This window comes from Acinetobacter sp. KAM396 (assembly GCF_021602765.1).
In the GTDB taxonomy this organism is placed as follows: domain Bacteria; phylum Pseudomonadota; class Gammaproteobacteria; order Pseudomonadales; family Moraxellaceae; genus Acinetobacter; species Acinetobacter towneri_A.
The window spans coordinates 1-23,718 of the sequence record NZ_BPPH01000027.1 but is presented as its reverse complement, the minus strand read 5'-3'; the positions used below and the strand labels follow the sequence as shown (position 1 = coordinate 23,718).

General features: G+C 40.6%; 22 protein-coding genes and 1 pseudogene. 8 read left to right on the top strand and 15 right to left on the bottom strand.

All coding sequences use genetic code 11. The features are described 5' to 3' along the window. Window positions 1–89: 89 nt before the first annotated feature. Window positions 90–2,594, bottom strand: a complete 2,505-nt coding sequence (gene plsB, locus L6C30_RS11535; protein ID WP_236163127.1) for a glycerol-3-phosphate 1-O-acyltransferase PlsB — start codon at window positions 2,592–2,594, stop codon at window positions 90–92. 241 nt (window positions 2,595–2,835) lie between these two features. Here plsB and cysK point away from each other — a divergent pair, with 241 nt between their 5' ends. After that, the gene (gene cysK / locus L6C30_RS11530; RefSeq protein WP_236163126.1) at window positions 2,836–3,834 is read left to right on the top strand and encodes a cysteine synthase A; all 999 of its coding nucleotides are present in this window, start codon (window positions 2,836–2,838) and stop codon (window positions 3,832–3,834) included. 162 nt (window positions 3,835–3,996) lie between these two features. On the opposite strand, the pseudogene L6C30_RS11525 reads toward cysK, so the two are convergent. The 13 genes and pseudogenes from L6C30_RS11525 to L6C30_RS11465 form a co-directional block, all read right to left on the bottom strand. Beyond that, a pseudogene (locus tag L6C30_RS11525) lies at window positions 3,997–4,177 on the bottom strand (TetR/AcrR family transcriptional regulator); the annotation flags it as partial. 141 nt (window positions 4,178–4,318) lie between these two features. Next, complete coding sequence (gene pcaD / locus L6C30_RS11520; protein ID WP_236163125.1) at window positions 4,319–5,098, bottom strand: 3-oxoadipate enol-lactonase; 780 nt, start codon at window positions 5,096–5,098, stop codon at window positions 4,319–4,321. Between the two features lie 68 nt (window positions 5,099–5,166). Further along, window positions 5,167–6,372 (bottom strand): 3-oxoadipyl-CoA thiolase, encoded by a 1,206-nt coding sequence (gene pcaF / locus L6C30_RS11515; RefSeq protein WP_236163124.1) that lies wholly within the window; start codon window positions 6,370–6,372, stop codon window positions 5,167–5,169. Between the two features lie 136 nt (window positions 6,373–6,508). Then, complete coding sequence (locus L6C30_RS11510) at window positions 6,509–7,162, bottom strand: 3-oxoacid CoA-transferase subunit B (protein WP_236163123.1); 654 nt, start codon at window positions 7,160–7,162, stop codon at window positions 6,509–6,511. Between the two features lie 22 nt (window positions 7,163–7,184). After that, complete coding sequence (locus L6C30_RS11505) at window positions 7,185–7,871, bottom strand: 3-oxoacid CoA-transferase subunit A (RefSeq protein ID WP_104851986.1); 687 nt, start codon at window positions 7,869–7,871, stop codon at window positions 7,185–7,187. Between the two features lie 27 nt (window positions 7,872–7,898). After that, window positions 7,899–9,119 (bottom strand): benzoate/H(+) symporter BenE, encoded by a 1,221-nt coding sequence (gene benE / locus L6C30_RS11500; RefSeq protein ID WP_236163122.1) that lies wholly within the window; start codon window positions 9,117–9,119, stop codon window positions 7,899–7,901. A 59-nt stretch (window positions 9,120–9,178) separates the two neighbouring features. Beyond that, a complete protein-coding gene (gene benD / locus L6C30_RS11495; protein WP_236163121.1) occupies window positions 9,179–9,964 on the bottom strand; it encodes a benzoate diol dehydrogenase BenD in 786 nt (261 codons plus the stop codon). A 24-nt stretch (window positions 9,965–9,988) separates the two neighbouring features. After that, entirely contained in the window at window positions 9,989–11,005 is a 1,017-nt protein-coding gene (benC, locus tag L6C30_RS11490; RefSeq protein WP_070155127.1) for a benzoate 1,2-dioxygenase electron transfer component BenC, read from the bottom strand. Window positions 11,006–11,099: 94 nt separating this feature from the next. Then, window positions 11,100–11,591: a benzoate 1,2-dioxygenase small subunit gene (gene benB / locus L6C30_RS11485; protein WP_070155129.1), complete on the bottom strand. Its 492-nt coding sequence runs from the start codon at window positions 11,589–11,591 to the stop codon at window positions 11,100–11,102. Further along, the gene (gene benA, locus L6C30_RS11480; RefSeq protein WP_236163120.1) at window positions 11,588–12,976 is read right to left on the bottom strand and encodes a benzoate 1,2-dioxygenase large subunit; all 1,389 of its coding nucleotides are present in this window, start codon (window positions 12,974–12,976) and stop codon (window positions 11,588–11,590) included. Before benA ends, benB begins: the two co-directional genes overlap by 4 nt. An 88-nt stretch (window positions 12,977–13,064) precedes the next feature. After that, entirely contained in the window at window positions 13,065–13,985 is a 921-nt protein-coding gene (gene catA, locus L6C30_RS11475; RefSeq protein WP_070155137.1) for a catechol 1,2-dioxygenase, read from the bottom strand. 153 nt (window positions 13,986–14,138) lie between these two features. Further along, window positions 14,139–14,429, bottom strand: coding sequence for a muconolactone Delta-isomerase (gene catC, locus L6C30_RS11470; protein WP_236163119.1), 291 nt, complete (start codon window positions 14,427–14,429; stop codon window positions 14,139–14,141). 13 nt (window positions 14,430–14,442) lie between these two features. Beyond that, entirely contained in the window at window positions 14,443–15,552 is a 1,110-nt protein-coding gene (locus L6C30_RS11465; RefSeq protein ID WP_236163118.1) for a muconate/chloromuconate family cycloisomerase, read from the bottom strand. A 115-nt stretch (window positions 15,553–15,667) separates the two neighbouring features. Here L6C30_RS11465 and L6C30_RS11460 point away from each other — a divergent pair, with 115 nt between their 5' ends. From L6C30_RS11460 to L6C30_RS11450, 3 genes are all read left to right on the top strand, one after another. Then, window positions 15,668–16,582: a LysR family transcriptional regulator gene (locus tag L6C30_RS11460; RefSeq protein ID WP_230244918.1), complete on the top strand. Its 915-nt coding sequence runs from the start codon at window positions 15,668–15,670 to the stop codon at window positions 16,580–16,582. 288 nt (window positions 16,583–16,870) lie between these two features. Next, window positions 16,871–18,244 carry an MFS transporter gene (locus L6C30_RS11455; protein ID WP_019837566.1) on the top strand — a complete coding sequence of 458 codons (1,374 nt, stop codon included), beginning with the start codon at window positions 16,871–16,873 and terminating at the stop codon, window positions 18,242–18,244. 108 nt (window positions 18,245–18,352) lie between these two features. Further along, window positions 18,353–19,714, top strand: coding sequence for a DcaP family trimeric outer membrane transporter (locus tag L6C30_RS11450; protein ID WP_236163117.1), 1,362 nt, complete (start codon window positions 18,353–18,355; stop codon window positions 19,712–19,714). A gap of 75 nt (window positions 19,715–19,789) precedes the next feature. Here the strand turns inward: L6C30_RS11450 and L6C30_RS11445 are convergent, their stop codons facing one another. After that, the gene (locus tag L6C30_RS11445) at window positions 19,790–21,214 is read right to left on the bottom strand and encodes a PLP-dependent aminotransferase family protein (RefSeq protein ID WP_236163116.1); all 1,425 of its coding nucleotides are present in this window, start codon (window positions 21,212–21,214) and stop codon (window positions 19,790–19,792) included. A gap of 209 nt (window positions 21,215–21,423) precedes the next feature. On the opposite strand from L6C30_RS11445, the gene L6C30_RS11440 reads away from it, so the two are divergent. The 4 genes from L6C30_RS11440 to L6C30_RS11425 all read left to right on the top strand — a co-directional run bounded on the left by L6C30_RS11440 (window position 21,424) and on the right by L6C30_RS11425 (window position 23,614). Further along, entirely contained in the window at window positions 21,424–21,573 is a 150-nt protein-coding gene (locus L6C30_RS11440; protein WP_019837564.1) for a hypothetical protein, read from the top strand. A gap of 183 nt (window positions 21,574–21,756) precedes the next feature. Further along, on the top strand, window positions 21,757–22,644 hold the full coding sequence (locus tag L6C30_RS11435) for a DMT family transporter (protein ID WP_236163115.1): 888 nt from the start codon (window positions 21,757–21,759) through the stop codon (window positions 22,642–22,644). 141 nt (window positions 22,645–22,785) lie between these two features. Next, window positions 22,786–23,163, top strand: coding sequence for a hypothetical protein (locus L6C30_RS11430; RefSeq protein WP_019837562.1), 378 nt, complete (start codon window positions 22,786–22,788; stop codon window positions 23,161–23,163). Then, on the top strand, window positions 23,153–23,614 hold the full coding sequence (locus L6C30_RS11425; RefSeq protein ID WP_236163114.1) for a hypothetical protein: 462 nt from the start codon (window positions 23,153–23,155) through the stop codon (window positions 23,612–23,614). The genes L6C30_RS11430 and L6C30_RS11425 overlap by 11 nt, the downstream gene beginning before the upstream one ends. Window positions 23,615–23,718: the final 104 nt, after the last annotated feature.

The following is a 23,718-nucleotide window of genomic DNA, read 5'->3' as shown; positions in this document are numbered from 1 at the left end:
CTTTTTTAAATCATATCAGCCCATCATAAATATAGGGCTGATATTCTAATAAAAAAGTTGATCAAAATGTGGTTGAGTTACAATTAAACCTATTTTTTTATCTGTTCAAAATTTTTTAATTCTTTCTCACTAAATTCACTAGACGCAGTTAACAATTCCTGAATTTCTGGGTTGTACCAAGCAAAACATTCTGACATTTTGGTTCTAAAAGTATCATCTAGGATTATATGTGTAGCATTGTGTTGTAAGATGCCTTGTTGATCTAAACTGCTAACAAAACTTTTTAAGGTTGCACTATCAAAATAATAACCAGACTTAAATTGTGCAGAATCTGCAGCGCGTTGTAATACTGTTTTGGCCATTTTTTCCAAAACTTTTAGATTTAAAGGAATGTGTTGGCTATAATGCAGCAAAAGTCCTTGAATCAATACGAAATTATTTAAACTTGGTTTTGCCAGTTCCGCTAAGGCATAGAATTCATGCTGGGTAATTAGGTTCGGCAGTAGTTGTTGATTTGTTTCTGTCATCCAGTTTTGTTGGATAAAATACGCCACAATTTTTTCTATTTCTTGAGCAAGGTCCTGTGGTGCCCATGCCAAGAAAAACTCTTGTTTCAAATATGGATAAATCGCCTGCATTTTTTGCATTAATTCTGCGCGGGATAATACTAAGTTTTGTTCATTAAACTGCTGCACAATTAATGCGACACACGCCGGTAAAATAAAGCAATGTAAAATATTATTGCTAAAATAGCTCAATAAGATTTTTTGGCTTTCAGCGACTCGAATTCGTTCTATATCATCTTCTTTAAAATGCTGCACTTGTTTAAGTTTTAGTGCATATTCAATAATTTCTTGTGGATTTAATTCCGTAATAATCATACGGGGGTCATAACATAATTGTTTGAGCAAATAGCGATATTGTTCAATTCGTCTGAGTAGCTCATCTTGTGTCAAGGCATGCTGATCGACATTTAATAAAATCAGAGAGATGAGTGCAATTGGATTAATCACTACGGCTTTATTGATATTTTCCAAAATCGCATGCGCAGTATGATCTACCGTATGAATTACAGAGCTCGGTAGTTCGTCATTGATATTCAGTTTTACATTGTGTGCTTGGTTGGCTACTAAAACATCATCTAAAAATACAGGTTCACCAAAGTTGACATAGACCTTACCAAAGACTTTTTCAATTTTACGGGCAGAGTTTAAAATGCCCCATAAAGATTCGGCTTCTTTGGGTTTGCCGTTTAATTCATTTAAATAAGATGTACCCTCAATCAGTTTTTCATAACCAAAATACGTCGGAATAAATGCAATAGGTTTGGTTGCTCCGCGTAAATGACTTTGAATAGTCATCGACAACATGCCTTTTTTCGGTGGTAACAATAAACCTGTGCGTGATCGTCCACCTTCAATAAAGTATTCAAGTGGGGTGTTGCGTGACAATAAGCTGTGTAAATATTCTTTAAATACTGAGGTGTATAATTCATTGCCGCTAAAAGTACGGCGAATAAAATACGCACCACCACCACGCATGAGTTGACCTACAATCGGTAAATTTAAATTAATACCTGCTGCAATATGCGGTACCATCAATCCACGATTGAAAATTACATAAGACAGCAATAAATAGTCGATGTGGCTACGATGACAAGGGGTATAGACAATTTCATAATCTTTGGCGAGTTCACGTACTGTGTCAAAGTGATGCACTTCAATGCCATCATAGAGCTGTGTCCAAAGCTTGGTCAGTGCCAATTCAGCAAAACGCAAAGTCGAATAAGAAAAGTCCGATACAATTTCAGTTAAATAGTTTTTAGCGCGCTTTTCTGCCTCAACCATACTCACTTTTTGTTCGATACTTTCTTTGCGAATAGCTTGTTGTACAGCTTCAGTTTTCATTAAAGTATGAATTAGATTACGGCGGTCAGATAAGTCTGGGCCTAAAATTGCTTCTTTGTATTGATTAAAATTGTGTTCTAGATGTTTCTCAATAAAGTGTGCAGGAGATAAGTGTGGCTGTTGTAGTGTGGCTTGTGTAATGAGCTGACGTAAAGAAATCGCTTTATGAAACTCGATATAGTTATCACGTGAATAGAGTGAAATATTAAGGATTTGTTTGAGCTTGTTTGGCGTAGACCACGCATCGGCAAATAATGCTTTAAACCAAGAGTCTTCGTATTCGGGTGAGCGTCCCCAAAGTACAGTCACAGGAACGAACACCACATCATGTTCAGGATGTTGCTTTAGGGTTTCAATTAAACGAATCAATTTGGCAGAGTAGTGATAAGCACTGTGCTGTGGGTTTTTCTCATGCAAGACCAAAATGGAATCATCTTCCTGGTGCTCGGCAATGATCAAAGGCGCATATACGGAAGGTAAACCCCGAGATTGCGTCTGCTGATCAATTAAGGCGATATTGCTGAGAGAGGCATCTTGCAGCACATAACAAAATTTTGTTTTTTCAGAGCTTTGAGCAATACGATATTCTAATTCTGCAGTCGTGCCTAATACTTGCGGCGTCACAATCTTATTTAAGATTTTTTTAGTGAAATTACGATAAAGCTGACTGTAACGTTTATTAGACATTGCATTCCCTACATTTTGTTATGTGTTGCTATTGTCAAAAAATAAATAGCGAATTTCAAACCCAAGTGCCGATAAAATCGACAGTTAAACTGAGGTTGTCATTGCTTTATTCTAATTCGCGTTTTGTTGAAAGCTAATCATATTTTGTATAAAACAATTTTAACGAAACATCGGCAACAAAATTATAAAAAGGTATGATAATTTAAAATTAGTTTATATAGATATAACATAGGAAATTATCATGACCACAGATGCAGCTTTTCCAACACCAGCAAACTTAGGGATTGCCGTATATAATAATAACGCAGAAGCGATTGGTAATACGCCATTGGTACGCATTAACCGTTTAATTTCTGGCGGTGCAACGGTTTTAGCCAAGGTGGAAAGCCGTAACCCTGCATTTTCTGTGAAATGCCGTATTGGAGCAGCTTTAATTGCCGATGCAGAAAAACGTGGCGTGTTAAAAGCGGGCATGCATATTGTCGAACCGACCAGCGGTAATACAGGAATCGCTTTGGCATTTGTAGCTGCAGCAAAAGGTTATGAAATTACACTAACTATGCCTGCAAGCATGAGTATCGAGCGCCGTAAGGTTTTGAAAGCTTTGGGTGCAAATTTGGTGCTGACTGAGCCTGCAAAAGGCATGAAAGGCGCGGTGGATGAAGCAGAGCGTTTGGCAACCGAACATCCTGAAACTTATTATTTGCCGCAGCAGTTTAATAACCCTGCCAATCCGCAAATTCATGAAGAAACCACAGGTCCCGAAATTTGGGCAGCAACAGGTGGGAAGGTAGATATTCTTGTTGCAGGTGTAGGTACAGGCGGTACCATTTCTGGTATTTCACGTTATTTCAAAAAGGTAAAAGGTCAGGCATTGCATAGTGTTGCAGTTGAGCCTGCAGAATCTCCAATTATTGGTCAAACAAAGCGTGGCGAAGCTCTTACACCTGCACCACATAAAATTCAGGGGATTGGCGCCAACTTTATTCCAAAAAATCTAGATTTAGATTTGGTGGATGAAGTGATTAGCATTGAAAGTTCTGAAGCAATTGATTGGGCACGCAAAACAGCAACTCACGAAGGTATTTTAGTCGGTATTTCTAGTGGTGCAGCAATGGCTGCAGCAGCAAAATTGGCGGCACGTCCTGAAAATGCAGGTAAAAATATTGTGGTGATTTTACCTGATAGTGGTGAGCGTTATTTATCGTCAGTGTTGTTTGAAGATATTAGTGCAGAATAATGTGTCTTCAGATTAGCAGAATCCTTTAAAAAATCCCAAAGTTATGACTTTGGGATTTTTTTTTGGAGAATAAATTGATGAGGTGGATAAAGAGACATTCTGCAAATCAACTTTCTTTGTACTGAGACTCTAATCTTTAGTAGGTTCAGCAATGAATCAAACTCAAATAATGGAAGATACTTTATCTAGCATCATCAGAGCTACCATTATTATAACTTGATTAATCGTTCACGTCATCCATGGCTTTTTGAGAATTTATGGAGTGGAGTAATAATGAGGCACAATAATTCACTGTCCAAATATAATATAGATAATTACGGATCGACATGGTGCTGTTAAAAGCACGGCTACTTTATGTATAGGTGGGGTGAAGTAACCGCAATTGCTTTGGAGCGAATTTAAGCCAGTTTGATTCATTGTGGATTCATGTATAAAAAAAGAGCTCACGAAAGAGCTCTTTTTTTTAACTTTTTAACAATAAGTTTTATGCTTGGATAAATTGCTTCACCGCTTGGTTAAATTCGTTTGACAATTCTACGTTAGAAATGTGCGATGCATTGATTTCAAACAATTGGCTATTGGCAATACGTTCAACCATAAATTGAGCATCGGCAACTGTTGTTATAGGGTCTTGCTGACCTGCAACGACTAAAACAGGCACAGTTATGTCTTTAAGTTGTTCACGTACATCCGCTTTAGCCAAAGCTTCGCAACAGCTCGCATAACCTTCGGCGCTGCCAGCTGCCAAGTCGTTTTGAAGATTGTTGACCACTGTCGCGTTGCTTTGGATAAAGGGTTCAGTAAACCAGCGTGATGCTGCAGTCGAAGCAATCGGTTGTAAACCTTGTTCGCGTACCAATGCGGCACGGTCATTCCAAGCCTGTTCTTGACCAATTTTTGCCGCAGTATTACACACCACCACCTGATTAAAACGTTCAGGGCGATGAATCGCTAACCATTGACCTGTTAAACCGCCCATAGAAATACCACAGAATGCCGCTTTTTCAACATTTAAGTGATCGAGTAGATTTACAACATCTTGACCCAATTGATCAATGCTATATGGACCTTGCGGAGCTGATGATGCACCGTGACCACGTGTGTCGTAGCAAATTACAAAAAAGTCTTGCTGGAAAAAATCAATCTGTGCTTGCCACATTTTGAAATTTGTACCAAGCGAGTTTGAAAAAATCAGTGCAGGTTTTGCAGCATCACCAAAAGTTTGGTAATTGATTTGCGCATCATTTGAGGTAAAAGTTGGCATTTTTTTAAAATCCTTAATCTTATAGATCCACCTAAATCCCTCTTATGAAAGGGGGCTTTTAATGAGGATTAAACACGTTCAATGATCAAAGCAATACCTTGACCGACACCAATACACATTGAACATAAACCGTATTTTCCGCCAGTTTGTTCAAGTTGGTTGAGTGCTGTAGTGACTAAACGTGCACCAGATGCACCAAGTGGGTGACCCAAAGCAATTGCACCACCGTTTGGATTGACTTTCTCTGAACCATCTTCGATGCCTAAGTCGCGAGTACATGCTAACGCTTGAGCAGCAAAGGCTTCGTTCAGTTCAATCACGTCCATTTGTTCAATGGTTAAACCTGTTTGTGCCAACAATTTTTTGATCGCAGGTGCAGGACCAAAGCCCATAATACGTGGCTCAATACCCACTACAGTTGAAGCAATAATTTTGGCACGTGGCTTTAAACCGTGTTGTGCAATAGCTTCTTCAGAAGCAATCAAGAGGGCAGCCGCACCATCGTTAATACCTGATGCATTACCTGCAGTCACTGTACCATCTGCTTTTACCACTGGCTTTAATTTTGCCAAGGCTTCTGCTGTGGTTGATGCACGGGGATGTTCGTCTGCAGCAACAACGATAGGCTCGCCTTTACGTTGTGGAATTTCTACTGCAATAATCTCTTTGTCAAAGAATCCGCGTGCTTGTGCAGCAGCAGTACGTTGCTGGCTGGTCAAAGCAAACAAGTCTTGATCGGCACGGTTAATGTTGAACTGTTTCGCTACGTTTTCAGCGGTTTGCGGCATAGTTTCTACGCCGTACATTTCTTTGAGTTTCGGGTTAATGAAACGCCAGCCCATTGTGGTGTCTTCAATTTTTTGATTACGACCATAAGCAGATTCAGATTTACCCATCACAAATGGTGCGCGGCTCATTGACTCAACACCACCTGCAATAATCAGGTTCGCTTCACCTGCTTTAATTGCACGTGCAGCCATCGCAATTGCGTCTAGTGATGAACCACATAAACGGTTCACAGTGGTTGCAGGCACTTGGTACGGTAAACCTGCTAAAAGTGCAGACATACGACCAACGTTACGGTTGTCTTCACCTGCTTGGTTAGCACAGCCGTATATCACATCATCAACTTGTTGCCAGTTTACAGATGGGTTGCGTTGCATAAGTGCTTTGATCGGTAATGCGCCTAAGTCATCAGCACGGACTGGAGCTAAACCACCTGCGTAACGACCAAATGGGGTACGGATGGCATCAACGATATATGCGTTTTTCATATTTTATTTTCCAAATATCTTAATCCCTCCCAACCTCCCTTTAAAAAAGGGAGGAGATTCCCACCTAAAATACTTGATGGAAGTCCGCCTTTTAAAAAGGGGGATTTAGGGGATTAAGAATTATATTTAAAGACGATTAAGCTTGAGTCGCATCAATTAGCTTTGCGCCAGTCAATGACTGTAATTCTTCAAAGCTTAAGCCTTCAACTTTCTCAATAACTTTCATGCCTTCAGGAGTGACATCAATCACACACAAGTCTGTGTAAATGCGATCTACACACTTTAAGCCTGTAGCGGGATAAGTCAGTTCAGCTACAATTTTAGCTTCGCCTTTTTTGGTGACGTGATCGGTTGTAATAAAGACTTTTTTTGCACCCACGGCCAAGTCCATTGCACCACCAACCGCAGGAATCGCGTCAGGAGCGCCAGTATGCCAATTTGCCAAGTCACCATTTTCAGCCACTTGGAAAGCACCCAATACTGCGATGTCTAAGTGACCGCCACGCATCATGGCAAATGAGTCACCATGGTGGAAGAATGAACCGCCTGTAAGCATGGTTACGAACTCTTTACCGGCATTGATTAATTCAGGGTCTTCTTCTCCTGCAGAAGGTGGTGGGCCAAAAGCCAATAAACCATTTTCAGAGTGTAAGAATACGTCTTTGTCTGAAGGCAGGTAGTTAGAAATTTTAGTTGGTAAGCCAATGCCAAGGTTGACATAAGCACCGTCTGGAATGTCTTGCGCCACACGTTCAGCAATTTGATCACGTGTTAATTTGGTATAGCTCATGATGTTCTCCTTCACGTGACAGTTATGCAGATTGTTCAGGTTGTTTTGCGCCAACGGCAACAACGTGCTGAACAAAAATACCTGGGGTGATAATGTGTTCAGGGTCTAACGCACCCAACTCTACCACTTCAGAAACTTGCGCAATGGTCACATCTGCCGCCATAGCCATGATTGGGCCAAAGTTACGTGCAGATTTGCGGTACACCAAGTTGCCCCAACGGTCGCCTTGCTGTGCTTTAATTAAAGCAAAGTCCGCACGAATTGGGTTTTCAAGAACGTAATCTTTACCTTCATAATTTAGGGTTGGTTTGCCTTCTGCAAGCAACGTACCAAAACCTGTAGGGGTGTAGATTGGCCCTAAGCCCATACCAGCAGCCTGAATACGGCATGCCAAGTTACCTTGTGGTACAAGTTCAAGTTCGATTTTGCCTGCACGATACAACTCATCAAACACCCAAGAGTCAGACTGACGTGGGAATGAACAGATGATTTTACGTACTGCACCCGCTTTGAGTAATTTAGCCAAACCGTAGTCGCCATTACCTGCGTTGTTGTTCACAATAATTAAATCTTTGATGCCAAGTTCAATCAAACCATCAATGAGTTCCGCTGGTTGACCTGCGGTACCAAAACCACCAATCATGATGGTTGAACCATCTTTAATTTGCGAAAGAACTTCTGTTAAAGAAGTTTGACTTTTATCAATCATAATGTGTCCTAGACAATTGCCTGTCCATTAACTTTTGGAACTTTGAGTTGAAGGTAGGGGCGCTGCTGAGTTGTCACGTTTGGTTAAAACCAAATGAGCGATCAAACCAATACAGATCCCCCAAAATACAGAACTTAGCCCTAAAAACTGCATGCCAGAGGCGGTTGCTAAAAAGGTGATGAGGGCTGCATCACGTTGTGATTCCTGACCCATTGCAACAGAAATATTGGTGGCAATAGCACCTAACAGTGCCAGACCCGCCAAAGCTGCAATCAGTTCTTTGGGCAATAAGCTAAATAGCATGACGATGCTACCTGCAAATAACCCACCTAAAATATAGAAAATACCGTTTGCCACACCTGCGATATAGCGCTTTTCTTTCAGTTCATGTGCATCTTTACCTAAACATAATGCTGCGGTAATTGAGGCAAGTACAATGGTAATACCTCCCACACACGCCACCGCAAGCGAAGCAATACTGGTCGCGCTGATGATCGGTTTGGCTGGCATGTCATAACCGCTGATTTTAATAATTGCCATACCTGGTAAAAACTGTCCAGAAAGGCTGACTAAAATCAAAGGTAATGCAAGGTTAAGCGTAGAATTCCATGTCCATTCAGGTGCAATAAACTGTGGAATTGCCAAACTAAAATTGGTGTTGACTGGGTTGATTTGGCCAAACATTAAGCTTAGTACAATTCCTGCTGCTAACACCCAAATCATGGCATAACGTGGACTAAAACGCTTCGCCAGTAAAAATACTGCCAACATGCCAAATACAATATAGGGCATGCTGTCGCTTGCAGTAAATAAACCTAAACCAAACTGCACCAAAATTCCCGCCATCATGCCTGCGGCAACTTCTTTGGGAATCCATGACAAAAGTTTGTCAAAATAACCTGTAATTCCAATCAAAAAAATCACCACGGCAGAGGTGATGTAAGCAGCAACGGCTTCATTCAAAGAAATATCTGGAAACAGTGTGACCAGTAAGGCTGTACCCGGTGCAGACCAAGCGGTCACCACAGGCACTTTATACTTAATTGATAAAAAGATACCTGCGACTGCAGCACCAATAGAAATTCCCCAAATCCATGAAATCATCATGTCTGGGGAAACTTGGGCTTGCTGTGCCGCTTGGAAAAAGATGATCAATGGCCCTGAATAGGAGATCAGCACTGCTAAGAATCCTGCAACAGTGGCTGAAATTGACCAGTCATTTTTTAAAATTTGGAACAGGTGACTCATTGACGATTTGCCTCCTTGCGTCAAGCAATGATCCTGTAGAAGTTGGTCATGATCTTGGCTTAGCCCTGATCACCACCACCTACAGGTACAACGGTACCTGTCATGTACGATGATTCATCAGAAGCAAGGAATAGAATCGCATTCACTTGTTCCTGAATGGTGCCGTAGCGACCCATGAATGTACGATCAATTGTTTGATCGACCACTTGCTGCATCCACGCTTTTTCATTTTCAGACAATGGATTGGCATTGCGAGGCACTTTACGTGGTGGTGCTTCTGTACCACCAGTTGCAATGGCATTGACACGAATACCATCTTTGGCATGTTCAAAGGCGAGGGAAGCAGTTAAAGCGTTCACACCACCTTTAGACGCTGAATATGGCACGCGGTGAATACCACGAGTTGCAATAGAAGATACGTTTACGATTGTACCTTTTTGATTTTTAATCATTTCTGGAAGTACTGCACGGCAGCACCACATCGTCGGAAATAATGAGCGGTTCACTTCCTTAATGATTTCTTCTTCAGAAAATTCTTCAAAAGGTTTCATCCAAATTGCACCGCCTACGTTGTTAATCAGCACATCAACACGACCGTAGATTTCAAGTGCTTTAGCAACCACAGATTCTGCATCTGCAAAAGTTTCAAGGTTGGCTTTTACGGTTACTGCATCGCCACCATGTTCTTCAATTTCAGCCAACACTTCTTCTACATAGGGAGAAAGGTCAGCCATAACGACTTGGGCACCTTCACTCGCCACTTGTAAAGCCACACCGCGACCAATGCCTTGAGCGGCACCAGTCACGATTACAACTTTCTTTTCAAATCTTTTTGCACGGTTCATTTGATGCTCCTACAGCGGGTCAACTTAGTTCGCTGAAAATTTTTCGAACAGGAAGTTTGCCGGTTTAACACCTTCTGTATCGAGCCAACCACGAACTGCTTCTACCATTGGGACAGGACCACACAGGTAAATATCAATATTGCCGCCATTCAGCCATTCATTTTCGATATGACCTGTCACATAACCCTTACGCGCATGTGCAGATTCAGGATTTGCAACTACAGTGCGATATTCGAACCAAGAGAATTTTTCTTGGAGTTCATTTAATTTTTCAATTGCCACCAAGTCAAAGTCATTGGTTACACCAAATACTAAACGTACTGGATGTTCTGAACCTTTTTCTTCAAGCACTTGCAGCATAGACATGAATGGTGCAATACCTGTACCGCCTGCTAACATCAGCACTGGACGTGCTACATTACGCAAGTAGAAGCTACCAAATGGGCCAGTAAAAGTCATTTTGTCGCCCGCTTTAGCATTTCGGCTTAAGAATTCGCTCATTTTTCCGTTTGGTACGTTACGTACCACAAAGCTTGTTAAGCGCTTACCAGGCTTAGAGCTAAAAGAATAAGAACGGGTTTCTGTTGTACTAGGAATACCCACATTCACATATTGACCTGCAAGGAAGTGAATATCTGGTTGACCTTCATCTAACTGAATGTCAAAAGTAATGGTTGAGTCAGATAGGTTTTCTACACCAGCCAAAGTACCTTCAAAAGCATGAATTTCAGTTTTACATACATCTGAAGTTGCTTGAATTTGGAACACTGCGTCAGAAGTTGGTTTACATTGGCATGCAAGAATGTAGCCTTGTTCAGCTTCTTCTGGTGTCAATGCATCTTCAATGTAAGTTTCTTCAGGCATGTCATACGAACCTGATTCACAAAACGCACGGCACGTTCCACATGCACCATCACGGCAGTCCAAAGGAATATTGATCTTTTGACGGTAAGCTGCGTCTGACAGTGTTTCACCATCTGTAACAGAAATAAAACGCGTAACGCCATCTTCAAATTGAAGTGCAACATTGTGGTTTGACATGGCTGAATATCCTTTAGAAATCTTTAAAACTTGACCCCCTCAGCCAAATTCCATCTGGCTGAAAGGTTTTACCTAGCTGTAAATCTATACAGTCTTAGAGGTGATAAATATCGATTACTTGGTTGATATAATCGTTTTTCAGCACCACGTACTTGCTTAAAATTTGTGGTTTGTCGCCAGAAAAATCAATTTCATAGCGTGACATCCCAAAATAGCTGTAGTTAGTTTTGTAACGGAAACTTAAAGTGTTCCAGTTAAAACGTACAGTGACTTTATCGCCTTCACGTTCCACAATTTCAATATTGCTAATGTTGTGGCTGGTACGTGTATCAGGCATGGTCGCAGATGAGCGTTCAGTCTTGATACGGAATACACGGTCTTCTAAACCTTGACGGTCTGGATAGTAAATCAAGGAAATTTCGGACTGTGGATCTTCAGTTAAAGTGTCATTGTCATCCCATGCAGGCATCCAGAAAGATGCATTAGGGGCATAGCACTGTAGCCAGTCATCCCATTGCTCATCATCTAAAAAGCGGGCTTCCTGATACAGGAACTGTGCAATGTTTTCTAAAGTGATGTCGCTCATGCGGTTTCTCCTTCAGTGTTTGCAGCAATTTCTTTTTCAGTCGCAATGCCTTTTTTGATCAGTTCTAACCAGTATTGGTGTTGAGCCAGGTACAGGCCTTCATCTTCAGTCTTAATGCCAGATAATTTCGGTTTCAGACCAATTTCATTGGCTGCATCATCAGGACCTTGGATCCAGTGTTTAGAACCACGGCACATGTCGTTCCATTCAAGTGCGATACCTGCGTAGCCTGCTTGACAGGCACGGAATTCTTCCAGATCGTCCGGAGTTGCCATACCAGAAGCATTAAAGAAGTCTTCATACTGACGGATACGGCGGGTGCGTGCTTCAGGCTCTTCACCGACTGGACCGATACAGTAAATGGTCACTTCAGTCTTATCGACAGAGATTGGGCGAAGGACACGGATTTGTGAACCGAACTGATCCATGAAGTACACGTTTGGATATAGACACAAGTTACGTGAACGTTCGATCATCCATTTCGCCATTGCTTCACCGTATTGCTCGGTGTATTCATCTTTCTTGGTAAAGTTAGGACGGTCTTCAGGGTTTGCCCATTGTGTCCAAAGTAGCATATGACCATTTTCAAAGCCGTAAGAACCACCGCCTTGTTTGCCCCATGAACCTGCGCTCATAGCACGAATATTGTCGCCAGCTTCTTTTTCTTTACGTTGCTGAGTCGTTGCAGCGTAGTTCCAGTGTACTGCAGACACGTGGTAACCATCGGCACCGTTTTCAGCAGTTAACTTCCAGTTACCTTCATAAGTGTAAGTAGAAGAACCACGTAAAACTTCAAGACCTTGTTGTGATTGCCCCACAATCATGTCAATGATTTTAGTTGCTTCACCTAAGTATTCTTCTAAAGAAGGAACATCTGGGTTCAAGCTACCAAACAAGAAACCTTTATAGCTTTCAAAACGGGCAACTTTTTTCAAGTCGTGTGAACCGTCTTTGTTGAAGCAATCTGAATAACCTGCATCTGCTGGGTCTTTCACTTTTAACAACTTACCAGAGTTGTTAAAAGTCCAACCGTGGAATGGGCAAGTATAAGTTGCTTTGTTACCACGCTTGTAACGACATAACTGTGCACCACGGTGTGAACACGCATTGATCATGGCATTCAATTCTCCATTGCGGTTACGCGCAATGATGATTGGCTGACGACCAATATAAGTGGTGTAGTAGTCATTGTTGTTTGGAATTTGGCTTTCGTGTGCCAAATAAACCCAGTTGCCTTCAAAAATGTATTTCATTTCTAGGTCAAACAAGGCTTGGTCTGTGAATACTGAGCGGTGTAGTTTAAATTCACCAGATTCAAAATCATCAACCAATAGCTCATCAATGCGGTCTAAGTGGCTGGTGTTAATTACAGGAATACGAGGCATGTCCTTTCTCCGGCTGTCCAATGAGGGGCAGTCAATCGGGAAGTGCCTGATTTATATTCAAGACACGTCCCGCTTTCCTTTTTGGGAATTAAGCGCTTGCGCGACGACGGTCGACTTCAGTGCTAGGCGCGTTTTCTTTTTCTTTCACAAGTTCAATATTGAACTGGATGTGTTTGAAAGGACCCTTTAGGCCACGGCGTGCAATTTCAGCTTCATCAGTTACATCAACAGCGGTTGCAACAAGGCCTTCTCGTGTAGCGAATGCAAAGTCATCCCACAGGTATTTATCACCCTCAATGTTGAATTGAGTAGTCAGTTTGCGGTAACCCGGTGCAGATACGAAATAGTGCACATGAGATGGGCGGTTACCATGACGGCCTAATTTGTCCAATACGAACTGAGTAGTACCTTCTGGTGGGCATCCATAACCAACTGGCATTGTAGTCAGTGCAACATATTTACCATCTTGGTCAGTGAAAATAGAGCGACGCAGGTTGAAGTCAGACTGTGACTTATCAAAGAATGAGTAGTTACCCAAGCTGTTGGCGTGCCAAACTTCAACTTTAGCACCTTCAATAATATTGCCTTCGGTATCAGTTACAGTACCTTCGATGATTAGAGTCGGGATTTTACCTTCTTCAGAACCATCATCCATACGTGCAAAGCCAACTGATTCAGGTGCGCCTGCTACATAAAGTGGACCTTCAATAGTCCGTGGTGTGCCACCGGTGATACCTGCTTTAGCATCAGCTTCATCTGCACGCAAGTCCAAGTAGTGCTCTAGCCCTAAGCCTGCAGCTAATAGACCTAACTCATTTGCTTGGCCCGCATCAGTAAAGTATTCCAAACCTTTCCAAAGCTCAGTTTGAGAAATATCAAGATCTTCAATCGCTTGGAACAGGTCACCTAACAAGCGCACAACAATCTGTTGTACTCGCTCATCTACAGGACCAGTCGCAGTATCGACGTTAATTTTCTTAACTAATACATCAATTTCTTGGCGGTTCATACTATTGCTCCTAAAAAGTATGTTTTTCATATTTTAGTGGCGCATTTTTAGCTTTATTGGCTGGCTAAATTTGGCTGGCCACAATCCCTTGTTGCAGTACTTTCTGTTTGGCTTTTGGATGAGAAATCTTGCGATTCCTCATCCGGTATTCAATTAACTGTCATCCTCTCGAACTGAAGATGGATGACGGTTTAATGGCATCACTTCAATATTCATGTATGGGTAGAGCGGCAGACCTTGTAAAATGTTGTGAAGTTCTTCGTTGCTCTCAACATCAAAAATACTGATGTTTGAATACTGGCCAGTAATACGCCAAATATGACGCCAATTACCTTGACGCTGTAATTCCTGTGAATATGCTTTTTCAACGACTTTAATTTCGTTTGCAGTTTCTGCTGGCATATCCAATGGAATGTTTACATCCATACGTACGTGGAAAAGCATAAGTTTCTCCTAATTACTGACGACGCAAGTTGTCAATTTTGTCTTCATCCAACTCAACGCCTAAACCTGCACCTGATGGAAGGTGTAACTCAAAGTCTTGGTACTCAAGTGGGGTTTTTAAAATTTCTTCGGTCAGCAGTAATGGACCAAATAGTTCTGTGCCATAAGTTAAATTCTGGAAGGTCGAGAACACATGCGCAGATGCAATCGTGCCTACAGGACCTTCAAGCATAGTGCCGCCATAAAGGTCAATACCTGCCAATTGTGCAACTGTGGCTACTTCACAGCCTTCAAGCAGACCAGCAGATTGAGCAACTTTGACTGCAAATACAGATGCAGCATGACGTTTTGCCAACTGATAAGCACTTTGTGGGCCTGTTAACGATTCATCTGCCATGATGGCAATATCAAATTTGCGCGTTAGACGCTCCATGGCATCAATGTTGTCAATTGCGCATGGTTGTTCAATTAAGTCGACACCGCCATCTTGTAAAAGCTGGATGCCTTTAATTGCTTCAAGCTCTGACCAAGCACGGTTTACGTCTACACGAATAGAAACGTCTTTACTTAAAGCTTGTTTAATAGCTAATACGTGTTCTACATCTTGCTCTACTGGGCGTGAACCGATTTTGAGCTTGAAGGTGTGGTGACGTTTTGCTGCAATCATTTTTTGTGCTTCAGCAATGTCTTTTTCTGTATCGCCAGATGCAAGTACCCATAAAACAGGAACCGAGTTGCGTAAGCGACCACCTAAAATTTCGCTTAAAGGTTGGTTTAAGCGCTGTGCTTGAATATCTAATAAAGCAGTTTGAATGGCACACTTCGCGAAACGGTTACCATTGATATTCTTTTTAATGACCTGTAAAGTTTGCGCAACATTTAAGCCAGCTAAAGTTTTTAGCAATGGTGCGAAATATGTTTCAATATTGGTTTTCACACTTTCTGGGCTTTCTTCACCATAGCCCAAGCCACCAATCGTGGTTGCTTCGCCCCAGCCAACAAAACCATCTTCAGAGGTGATTTTGACTAATACGAGAGTTTGGGTTTGCATGGTTGCAACCGCCATCTTGTGTGGACGGATGGTTGGTATTTCCAGCAGCAAAGTTTCTACTGACTTATACATGGTTTGCCCTTCATGTCATTGCTTTATTACATCTTGTGATATACCTTAAAAGAATAAATTGAATTGGTCTAAGATCAAATTTGCATTTTTTTATACTTTAAAGGTATTCTCAGCCATGGAACTCAGACATTTACGTTATTTTGTTGCTGTAGTAGAAGAGCAAAGTTTCACCAAGGCAGCAGAAAAACTCTTTATTGCTCAACCACCTTTGAGTAGACAGATTCAAAATTTAGAACAAGAGCTTGGAATTCAACTTTTCGAGCGTGGAAGCAGACCGCTTAAGACCACTGAGGCAGGGCAATTCTTTTATCAACATGCCGTTAAACTTTTGTCTAATGCGGAAGAAATTAAGTCGATGACTAAACGAGTCGGTATGACCGATCGTACCGTGACTATTGGCTTTGTTGGTTCTTTATTGTTCGGATTATTATCAAGAATTGTGTATTTGTTTAAGCAGCAGCATCCGCATTTAAAAATAGAAATGGTGGAAATGAGCACCAATGACCAAATTCAAGCACTTAAAGAAGGCCGTATAGATGTTGGTTTTGGACGTTTAAGAATTTCTGATCCTGCAATTAAACGTATTTTATTACGTGAAGAACGCTTGATGGTTGCAGTCCATTCTAGCCACCCGTTCGCGACACAAAAAGAAGGTGCATATTTGGCAGATGTTGTTGATCAACATCTATTTTTATATCCAAACCACACTAAGCCAAATTTTTCTACTCAAATTCGTGGCGTGTTTTCTGAGCATGGTTTAGAACCTCGAAAAATTCGTGAAGTACGTGAATTACAATTGGCATTGGGTTTTGTTGCTGCAGGAGAGGGTGTGTGTATCGTGCCAGAAAGCGCTCAAAACATTCATTTGGCGCATTTGCATTTTATACCTCTATTAGATAACACGGCTGTAAGTCCTATATTTATGGCAATCCGTAATATGGATGAAAGTGAAGATATTCGATCTTTGTTTGACTGTATTTATCAAGTCTATGATTTGGAAGCGGTCACTTATGATCGCAATGTATTCTAGTAAAATGATATAAAACAAATACTTATAACTATATTTTTTATAAAAAGCACAGATATTTTAACAAAATACTGTTGTGTGAATTGCCTGAAAAAACTTGTTTAAGCATCACATCGCAGTATTTTTTTTCGCCTTATTATTTTTATTAAGACAAAAATCAATATATTACATTATTGTAGACTTTTTAGGTATGTATCCATGCCTATTCAGTTTTGGACAAATTTTAACTTTTTATTCATTGTGTGCATCTGAGTTGGAGTAACGGACTTCACAATTAGGAGGTGGAGCAAGATGCAAAGCAATAAAATTAATATCAATACCTTGATTGACGAGGCCAAGTTCACGCCATTTCATTGGGGTGTATTGTTTTGGTGTCTGATGATCATTATTTTTGACGGTTATGATTTGGTCATTTATGGGGTTGCATTGCCGCTGCTCATGCAAGAGTGGGCTTTAAGTGCAGTTCAAGCTGGTTTACTGGCCAGTACCGCATTATTTGGCATGATGTTTGGTGCCATGACCTTTGGTACGTTATCGGACAAGTTAGGCCGAAAAAAAACCATTATGATTTGTGTGGCTATTTTCAGTGGCTTTACATTCTTAGGTGCATTTGCAAGCAATCCAGTTGAATTTGGTATTTTACGTTTCCTTGCAGGGCTTGGTATTGGTGGTGTCATGCCAAACGTTGTGGCATTAATGACTGAATATGCACCAAAACGTATTCGTAGTACTTTGGTTGCGCTCATGTTTAGTGGTTATGCAATTGGCGGTATGACATCCGCATTATTGGGAGCATGGTTAGTGCCACAATTTGGCTGGAAAATCATGTTCTACATCGCGATTATTCCTTTAGTCGCTTTACCGCTCATTTGGAAATTCTTGCCTGAGTCACTTATGTATTTGACCAACAAGAAAGAAATTGAGCAAACCCGTACAATTGTGCAAAAAATATCACCAAGCCAACAATTAAATGGTGACACTGAGTTTGTACTAAATGAGGTGACTAAAGGCGATGAAGCACCTGTAAAAGCATTGTTCCAACAAGGTCGTATGTTCAGTACTTTCATGTTCTGGATTGCATTCTTCATGTGCTTGTTGATGGTATATGCATTAGGTAGTTGGTTACCAAAATTAATGATCCAAGCGGGTTACTCACTTGGTGCAAGTATGATCTTCTTATTTGCCTTGAACATTGGCGGCATGATTGGCGCAATTGGAGGGGGTGCATTGGCTGATCGCTTCCATATCAAAAAAGTTGTGACCATTATGTTTATCTGTGGTGCAGCAGCATTAATTTTGCTTGGCTTTAACAGTCCACAAATTGTGTTGTATACCTTAATTGCAGTTGCAGGTGCAGCAACCATTGGTTCACAAATCCTGCTTTATACTTTTGTCGCACAATATTACCCATCTACTGTACGTTCTACAGGTATGGGCTGGGCGTCAGGTATTGGTCGCATCGGTGCAATCGTTGGGCCAGTACTCACAGGTGCACTATTAACCATGAATTTACCGCACCAAATGAACTTCTTTGCTATTGCGATTCCAGGTGTAATTGCTGCCTTAGCAATCTTCATGGTGAATTTAAAAACATCTGTAGAAGCTAAAGCCGCTGTGGAACCTGTTTTAAACAGCAATCCAGTCACACAAAAAGCTACCCAATAATTTCTTTATCTTTTCTTTAATCTCAAGTCATCAACGATATAGATCGCCATCGTAAGCGATGATGATCTATTGCTAGATTTTGATGGCACAATAATAAGTGAGTTTAGGATGAACACGAAAACATTAACCCAATCCACACATTTTCAACCTACAACGGTTCGACCAACAGTGCAGCGCACGCTCATGATGAGCATGATTGCATTGAGCATGGGCGGTATAAGTGTTGTAGCACAAGCGCAAACTGATCAGCAAAAAGAAATTGAACAACTTAGACAAGAAGTTCAGGCTTTACGTGGTTTGATTGAGCAGCAAAAAGTACAAAATGCACAAACAGCAACGGCAATTGCCAATGTGCAACGTACTGCAGCAGCACCAGTTGCTCATCCTGTGTTAAAAACTGCCAAAGCTGCCGAATTTAATTTATATGGTAACGTGCGTTTAGATGCTTCTTATCAGGTAGAAGGCGGCGCTAAAGATATGCCGTATAACCAAATTAATGGTGTATCACTTGAAGGCAATAAAGAACAAAGTGATCGTTTAAGATCAACACTTTCAGCCACCCGTTTAGGTTTAGATTTTAAAAGCCCAGTGGGTGATCAAGACGTAAAAGGTAAAATTGAAGTTGACTTCTTAGGTGGAGCAAACCTTGATAATTTACGTATTCGCCATGCTTATTTGAACTACGGAAATTGGTTGATTGGTCAAACTTGGTCAAACTTTGCGATTCCAGACTATATGCCTGAAACCATTGATGCTTTGGCGTATGTTGGTGGCGCGGTAAAACGTTCACCTCAAGTACGTTATACAACAAAGTTTAGCCCACAAACCAATTTAGTGCTTGCAGCTGAAGACCCTAAAGACAGTTCAATCAACCAGCGTTTACCTGCATTAACTGCGCGTTTAAATCATCAGTTTGCAGATAATTTAAATGTCAGCGTACGTGCGATGGGACATGAAAAACGTGTCAATTCTGATGAAGAAATGGCTTGGGGCGTCGGTGTCGGTGCAAAATATGATGTTGTACCAGGCACGACTTTAAAAGCCGATTATTACCATGTAAAAGGTGATAGCAGCTTTGTGTCATTCACGAATAAAGGTGTAGCTGTAACTGCATTGGATAAAGATAAAGGTACGATTACAGCAGATAGCCGTATTGCTGCACAAAGTGAGTTCGATTCAATCATGGTCGGTATTACACAAAAGTTTGGTGACAAAGTGCATGGTACTTTAGGTTATGGTTATATGAGTTCTGATAAAGACCCTAACTATATTGCAGCTACACCAGACAAAACTACGATTAACAAAGATTTATGGCAAACTTGGGCAAACGTATTCTATAGCCCTCGTAAACCGTTAAGCTTTGGTCTTGAATATGTTTATGGTGAGCGTGAAGCATTCGGTGAAGCTGCGAATGGCAGTAAAACAGGTGAAGATAACCGTTTAAATCTCGTGGCGATTTATAACTTCTAAAATTGCACTTTAAACTACAAAAGAGCTGAGTCAAAAACTCAGCTTTTTTATTGTCGGGTGATCGGCTCTGTAATTTTAAGCATGAGTATATTGCGTGATGTGCTGTTGTATCACCTCAGACAAAACATCTAGTGCAGCAGCAATATTACTGTTCCAAGCAAAAGAACAGTTTAAACGCATAAAGTTTTGGCTGACTTGTTCAGAACGGAACAGTTGGCTTGGCGCAATGCCAATATTATTTTGAATCAATTGCTCATAAATTGTATAGCCATCTAAATATGCAGGCAGTTCAATCCATAAAAAATAACCACTAGAATAGTAGTGAATTTTGCAAGCTGGATTTAAGCGCTGTTTCAACTGCTGATAAAACACTTTCTTATGTTTTTCCAGTTCTTTGCGTAATTGGCGCAAATGTTTTTCGTAATGATGGTGTGAAAGAAAATCGACCAAAGTATTTTGGAGTAATGGGCTTGCCGAAACCGTGCTCATTAGCTGAAAATGCTGAATAGCATGAGAAAATTGTCCTGCATAAACCCAACCGACCCGCACAGCAGAACCCAAAGTTTTAGAAAAAGAAGCGCAATGCAGTACCCGTTGTTGTCGGTCAAAATACTTCATGGGTAGCGGTTTTTGCGTCCCGTAATACAATTCTTGATAGACATCATCTTCAATTAAATACACTTGATATTCTTCAAGCAAACTCGCAATACGTTGTTTAATTTCATCTCTGACACTAAAGCCAATGGGGTTATGAATATTCAACATCAACCAACAGACTTTAATCGGGTATTGTTTTAGTGCTTGTTCAAATGACTCTAAATCGAAACCTGAAACAGGGTGTTCTGGAATGGTAATCACCTGTAAACCAAGACGTTCAGCTGCTTGCCATGCACCATAGAAAATAGTTTCTTGTAATAAAATAAAATCTCCAGGTTTAGTCAACGCTTGTAATGACAAATTGAGCGCATCTAAAGCACCTGATGTGATGACAATATCATTTGCATGGGTGGGTATGCCTTGCAAACAGTAGCGATTTGCAATGATAGTTCTTAATTCATAATTGCCTGGTGGCATGTGGTCATGGCTCATATAACTGGCTTTTCGCTTGGCATGCTGCGCTAAAATTTGCATGAATTTGGGGTTAAACAGCAATTCTGCATTGGGGAAGGCAGAACCCAAAGGGCTGACATCTGCAGGCTGAATTGATTTTAAATAGCCAAAGACCAAAGAGTTCATTTGAATATGTGCATTTAAACTCAAGCTGCTTGGTACAGGTTGCTCCGTTTGATTGAGACGTTCTGCAACATAAAAACCTGACTTTTGTTTGGTATATACCAATCCCTGCGCTTCAAGTTCTTGATAAGCGTTCAGTACGGTCATTAAGCTATAACCACTGATTTGTGATTGTTCTCTTAACGAGGGCAACTTACTATGTGCTTTCCATGCGCCATTTTCAATGAGTTGCCGAATGTTTAACGCCAATTGTTCAGATTTATACATGGTACGACTCAATCATTTTTTGCATCTGCTAATTATTTTGATCTATTTTTTGGTTTTAAAACATTAAATAAATGTTATTTTTATAACAGATGGGTATAAATCTAAAATAATCTGTTATAGTTTTTAATGAATATTTTGTATCTATAGTAATAGATTAAAATTTTGCATAATCGCTATATTCCCCAAAATCTGGTTAGATTGGAGTTGATATGCAAGAAGATAACTCACGCAAACCACAGAAATATGCCGATAGCAGTATTTCAGACAAAGCATTTAAGCACATGATTATTTGGTTTACCGTGTACGTGGCTTTATTTTGTATTGGCGTAGCTGTAGTGATAAATTTAGATAAGTTATGACAGTCTCTTGAATAACAGCATCTCTAAATCGACTCAAAATATGAAAGCATTCATTTGAATTTTAATGAATGCTTTTTTGTTGTTAAAACGATCATAAAGGTATATCTGAAAAGCAATAAAGATCGCAAAAATAATAGAATAGGCGTAAATTAAAGCTTTATTTGTAACGCATTTGTGGTTGTAATGATTTCGAGTTGGGTGCTCTTTACCTTAATGGCTGCATTTATGCAGGCATGGCGCAACGCCTTTCAAAAACAACTCAGCACAAGTGTCGATATTTATGGCGTGACTCTGGCGCGTTTTATTTTTGCCTTGCCTTTTGCACTCGCGTATTTAAGCATTTTACAATGGCAGCAGCCTGTTCAAGCCGAACTACATTTTAGTTTGATGTTTTGGCTTTATATCATCATTGCAGCAGTGTGTCAGATTTTAGCCACGGCTTTAATGGTAAAACTGTTTCAACAAAAAAATTATGCAGTAGGTGTCGGACTTGCCAAAAGTGAAGCAGTTTTAGCTGCAATTGTAGGCGTGATTTTCCTACAAGAACATTTAAGCGGATTGGCTTGGTTTGGTGTTGCGATTGGTGGGATTGCGGTATTTCTGTTGAGTAAAGGCAGCCAGCGTAGTGATTTTTCATTCACGACTTTAGCCATTGGAATCGGAAGTGGACTCAGTTTTGCTGTTACGTCACTTTTAGTACGAGAGGCCAGTTTAGAACTCTATTTCTTACCGGTTATTCATCGCGCTGCATGGGTTTTGGTTTGGGTCATTGGTTTTCAATGCTGTATTTTATTGGCGTATTTAGGTATGTTTAGACGACATACCTTGTATGCCATGTGGCAGCGGGTGGGATTAACTTTTAAAGTGAGCGTCTGCAGTTTTTTAGCATCATTAGGTTGGTTTAGTGCCATGAGTATGCAAACTGTAGCGATTGTGAAAACACTCGGACAAATTGAAATATTATTCAGCTTATTAATTTCAGCCTATTTCTTTAAAGAAAAACTTGCTCGTACCGATCATTGGGGATTGGGATTGGTCGTGCTTGCGGCAATCTTGGTGATTTGGGCGTAGGGTTATATTTCAAAGCTATGTAATTTCAAATTCATGTTATATCCTTTGCATTTGATTTAAGGATCTCAGAAATATAAAAATAAAGATTCTCTATCCGTACAATCTCGTTAGAATACTCACAGCTTATCTTAGAGAATTGTCATGTCTAAACCACAGCAAAAACAAAAAAACTCAGCCTTAGCAGAATTGATAGAAGAACAAAAACTGCTCTGTGAAGAGTTTGGTTCAGCCTATATTGCAGTGAGTGGCGATGATGTTATCGCAGTTGCAGTCCAGACCTTAAATAAAGACCCAATTGTGGGATTACGTAAAGCGCCAGAAGGGGAAGAAAAAGTTGCGTGGTATATTTATGGCGGTGAACTGGGTGAAGATGAAGTGAGCTTTGAAACCATGCCTGTACGCGAGTTGCAAGACATTTTGCCCGATGTGCTTCCATACTTGGCTTTAGAGCAAGGCTACCGCTTTATGATTGATGCAGATGACTATGAAGATGTCTGGAAAGAAGGCGATGCGTCTTAAGTTTATGCGTATGCCAAACATGGCAAAAACATTGGTGAGCATGGTGCTTGGACTGCAAAGTCTGAGCGTAATGGCACAAGGTATTCAAGCGCAGCAATTGGCACTTGAAGCGTCATCTACATCTATTACAATCCAACACGCAGTCAATGGATTGACTCAAACGCAATATCAAGACTTATTAAATCAATACACGCAAATTGTGAATGACAGCAAAAAAGTATTGGATGATCCTGCTAGCCAAGCAACGGCAGAACAACAAAAACAGGCATTTTGTGCACGTTATTACGCCTATAAAAATATTGCTAAAATTTCTGAATACAATCCAAGTTTGTATCCTGCACCTATGATGTTAATGGTAGCAAAGCGATATCTAGAACAGCAGCACAACAGTTTTGCAGCTTCAGGGATGACCGAACAAGTTTTTTGTGCAGGTTCTACATCTAAATATTAGATCTCTTGCGAAAGTAAAAACCACCTCAATCTAAGTTTCATGAGATATCAGAACTTAAACCGTTTTTCAGATTCTGAATTTAAACGCTTGGTTGGCGTACCTCG

Coding starts and splice junctions, on each gene's coding strand:
- L6C30_RS11440 (WP_019837564.1), top strand. CDS start 21,424: ATGCAAGAAGATAACTCACGCAAACCACAGAAATATGCCGATAGCAGT.
- catC (WP_236163119.1), bottom strand. CDS start 14,429: ATGCTTTTCCACGTACGTATGGATGTAAACATTCCATTGGATATGCCA.
- L6C30_RS11430 (WP_019837562.1), top strand. CDS start 22,786: ATGTCTAAACCACAGCAAAAACAAAAAAACTCAGCCTTAGCAGAATTG.
- plsB (WP_236163127.1), bottom strand. CDS start 2,594: ATGTCTAATAAACGTTACAGTCAGCTTTATCGTAATTTCACTAAAAAA.
- benA (WP_236163120.1), bottom strand. CDS start 12,976: ATGCCTCGTATTCCTGTAATTAACACCAGCCACTTAGACCGCATTGAT.
- benD (WP_236163121.1), bottom strand. CDS start 9,964: ATGAACCGTGCAAAAAGATTTGAAAAGAAAGTTGTAATCGTGACTGGT.
- L6C30_RS11465 (WP_236163118.1), bottom strand. CDS start 15,552: ATGTATAAGTCAGTAGAAACTTTGCTGCTGGAAATACCAACCATCCGT.
- L6C30_RS11455 (WP_019837566.1), top strand. CDS start 16,871: ATGCAAAGCAATAAAATTAATATCAATACCTTGATTGACGAGGCCAAG.
- L6C30_RS11510 (WP_236163123.1), bottom strand. CDS start 7,162: ATGAGCTATACCAAATTAACACGTGATCAAATTGCTGAACGTGTGGCG.
- L6C30_RS11450 (WP_236163117.1), top strand. CDS start 18,353: ATGAACACGAAAACATTAACCCAATCCACACATTTTCAACCTACAACG.
- L6C30_RS11460 (WP_230244918.1), top strand. CDS start 15,668: ATGGAACTCAGACATTTACGTTATTTTGTTGCTGTAGTAGAAGAGCAA.
- pcaD (WP_236163125.1), bottom strand. CDS start 5,098: ATGCCAACTTTTACCTCAAATGATGCGCAAATCAATTACCAAACTTTT.
- L6C30_RS11445 (WP_236163116.1), bottom strand. CDS start 21,214: ATGTATAAATCTGAACAATTGGCGTTAAACATTCGGCAACTCATTGAA.
- benE (WP_236163122.1), bottom strand. CDS start 9,119: ATGAGTCACCTGTTCCAAATTTTAAAAAATGACTGGTCAATTTCAGCC.
- benC (WP_070155127.1), bottom strand. CDS start 11,005: ATGTCAAACCACAATGTTGCACTTCAATTTGAAGATGGCGTTACGCGT.
- catA (WP_070155137.1), bottom strand. CDS start 13,985: ATGAACCGCCAAGAAATTGATGTATTAGTTAAGAAAATTAACGTCGAT.
- L6C30_RS11425 (WP_236163114.1), top strand. CDS start 23,153: ATGCGTCTTAAGTTTATGCGTATGCCAAACATGGCAAAAACATTGGTG.
- pcaF (WP_236163124.1), bottom strand. CDS start 6,372: ATGAAAAACGCATATATCGTTGATGCCATCCGTACCCCATTTGGTCGT.
- L6C30_RS11435 (WP_236163115.1), top strand. CDS start 21,757: ATGATTTCGAGTTGGGTGCTCTTTACCTTAATGGCTGCATTTATGCAG.
- L6C30_RS11505 (WP_104851986.1), bottom strand. CDS start 7,871: ATGATTGATAAAAGTCAAACTTCTTTAACAGAAGTTCTTTCGCAAATT.
- benB (WP_070155129.1), bottom strand. CDS start 11,591: ATGAGCGACATCACTTTAGAAAACATTGCACAGTTCCTGTATCAGGAA.
- cysK (WP_236163126.1), top strand. CDS start 2,836: ATGACCACAGATGCAGCTTTTCCAACACCAGCAAACTTAGGGATTGCC.